This is a genomic window from Mesorhizobium sp. M0016, from assembly GCF_040324035.1.
GTDB lineage: Bacteria > Pseudomonadota > Alphaproteobacteria > Rhizobiales > Rhizobiaceae > Mesorhizobium.
The window spans coordinates 1-2,787 of record NZ_JAMYVM010000055.1 but is presented as its reverse complement, the minus strand read 5'-3'; the positions used below and the strand labels follow the sequence as shown (position 1 = coordinate 2,787).

At 52.1% G+C, this 2,787-nt stretch carries 1 protein-coding gene; it reads left to right on the top strand.

The annotated features are described in order from the left end of the window. Window positions 1-429 precede the first annotated feature (429 nt). A partial coding sequence (locus NKJ88_RS32805; protein ID WP_502904791.1) for a WD40 repeat domain-containing protein occupies window positions 430-2,787 on the top strand: 2,358 nt, incomplete at its 3' end.

Here is a 2,787-nt window from a genome sequence, read left to right as displayed (position 1 = left end):
AGGACGACCAGAGACTCAAGCCCCGATCCCAACCTCCTCGAGGACACCACCCGCCACGCCCAGACACCAGCTCTGTTCGATTTTGCAAGGCATACCGAAACTGTAATATCATCCCGATAAGGACGTAGGCTAACCGCACGAATAACGGACTTGCCAGCCGCTGTTCTACATCGCGCACGACAAAGCGATCTGCGCTAAACTACGCCAAGGACAGCAAACGCAGCAGGTTGCATGGTTCAAAGTCTCCAGCTTATGCTACTTTAGGTAACCCTGATCGAGCAGCAGGAACTGAAGCCAGCGCTTCGCATCAAGGAATCTGCATCAAGGTGCTCGAGCCTTTGGAGCCGGAGCCTGACTATGTGCGTAGCCGCCGCGACTGACGCCTCTGATAAGCCAACTGGGCGGGACCGCAAAAAGACATTGTTCCGCATGCTGGCCTTATTTACCATCTTGATGTTGTCCTTCCCGATTTCGACAGGGGGGGCCCTTTATGCGAAAGCAGAAGAGGGTGCCCGAACTATGCCGAACCTTCGACATGAAGGTATGCTGTTCGCCGTTGCGTTTTCTCCAAGCGGTAAACAACTCGCTTCGGCAAATGACCAATACATCAGTTTGTGGGACGTCGCTTCGGGTAGCCTAATTCGCAGGTGGAAAGGCCATGGCGAACAGACCTTCGGCCTCGCCTTCTCTCCCGCAAACGAGCACGAGCTTTGGTCGTCAGGGCAAGACGGGCTTATCTCGGTGTGGAACATCGTCACAGGGCAGCGCACAGCAAAGATCAAAGGCAATGGCGTCAAGTCGATAGCGTTCTCTTCCGATGGAAGACTGGTGTTATCTTCAGGAGAAGACGGGCTACTCCTGAGACACACCAGATCGAAGGCTATAAAACGCGTATTTTCCAAGGGATCGTTTAGGTCCGGACGGTTCTCGAGCGACGGTCGCAGCATATTTGCGATCGAGCGGGCGTCAGAAAAAAAGGAAACTCTTCCCGGCTTAGAAGAGTTGGGGGAGGTCACCACTTTGCAGTCTGACGAAAAAGTTAGTCAATGGGATACTAAAAGTGGAGCTTTGATCAGCAGTTTTCCCATTAAGCAGAGCCTCTCCGTTGTTCTCGACATTTCACCCGACAGCAGTCGCATCGTGGTGTCTGCCTATACTGGCGTTCGGCTGTATGATTCCAGATCCGGGACTTTGATCAAGGAACTTACCGATGCAGAAAACAGCTCTGCACGGTTCCTACCAAATAGTGATGTCGTAGTCACGACTGAGTTGAAACTGTTCGACGGTTTAACAGGAAAATTTATAGGAGTGCTAGACCATCCTGGCTCGGCGCAATCACTGTATTGGGCCCCAGACCTCTTTCCGGTAATTGGAAGCTTTGTACCCCTGTTTCAACAACTGGTGTTGCCTCCTCTGAAGGCGATTTTTCAGAAAAACGATGAACTACTGGAAAAGAAACATAGGCCCTTCGTTGTAGCAATCTCGCCTGATGGCGCTATCGTAGCTGCAGCGGACAACAATAGGCTTAGGTTGTGGGACGTCAGGACGCGCCAGCCGATACAATCGCTTGGCGTGCCGATTATCTGGCCGAACGTCGCTTTCACGATCGAGGAGGGTGTTGCTCTGTCCCTCGACAGCGGCGTGACGAAGGTTTTTGGCAATGGATCGTCCCTGACCGTCGGTTATGGCACGATCCCACCAAGTAACGGCTCCGTATATATCGATGATTCGTTCCCAGATAACAGGCTTATAGTTAAGAAAATAGAAAACGGTATGCATTTAACGGTGCGTGATTTGCGCGGCTATACGAGTTTTTCACTTTCCCATGACGGTGTACATTTGGTGGCATCTGATGTGAATGGTGTGCTCCACTTGATTGATCCTATAACAGGGGTAACTAAGATAAGCTTTGGCAAGGCGTCTGAACAGACACCCCTGCTTGGATACTCGGCAGAGGCGTCCTACGCCGTGGCAGTATACAGAAATCGGGTCGTGTTGTGGAATACCGCAACAGGTGATCACATCCAGGATTTCGATCTGCCGATTGCACTTAACGAAAGCGACGAAGTTTCCCACGAGGTGGCTGGTTCTGTCCAATTCTCAAACGATGGATCTCACTTCCTCCTGGAGAATGACGGGAAAATCTTTCTTGGGTCGGTACCTAAAGGAAGAATAAAATACCTGTCGGCTGAAGCCACATCCTGCGGATTTTCGCGTTCGGGAGCTAAGGTACTGGCCAGGGTGGGTTCAAAGTTTATAGTCTGGGACACATATAGTACGGAAAAACATGTGTATGTTGGCATAGAGCCGTCGTGCCCCGTTATCTCTGACGGCGGAAGGTATTATATGGTTTCTAGTGCTGTAGAACCGAGTACGTCAGTACTGCGGATAGATAGCGGCGAGGAAATGGTGAAAATCTTCCGATATGATCGTGATGGTTGGGCGATGACAGATCCGATTGGGCGATTTGATGCTGGTGATGTGGGTAGCGTGGAAGGGATAAGCTGGCTGATGCCGGACGACCCGCTTCGTCCTTTGGCGCCCGAGATATTCATGCGGGATTATTACGAGCCGAACCTGCTTGGGCGTTTGCTTGCGTGCCACGAGGCGGTGACGAGCAGGAAGAACGCTGATGCGTGCAAGGAGGCGTTTAAGCCAGTGCGGTCGTTGGCTTCGCTGAACCGGATCCAGCCTGATGTCCAGATTGTGAGTGTGAAGGCTGGGCCGACGCCTGATGTTGCTCTGGTGGAGGTTGAGGCTTCAGGCAAGGTTGATGCCTCGCAGCCG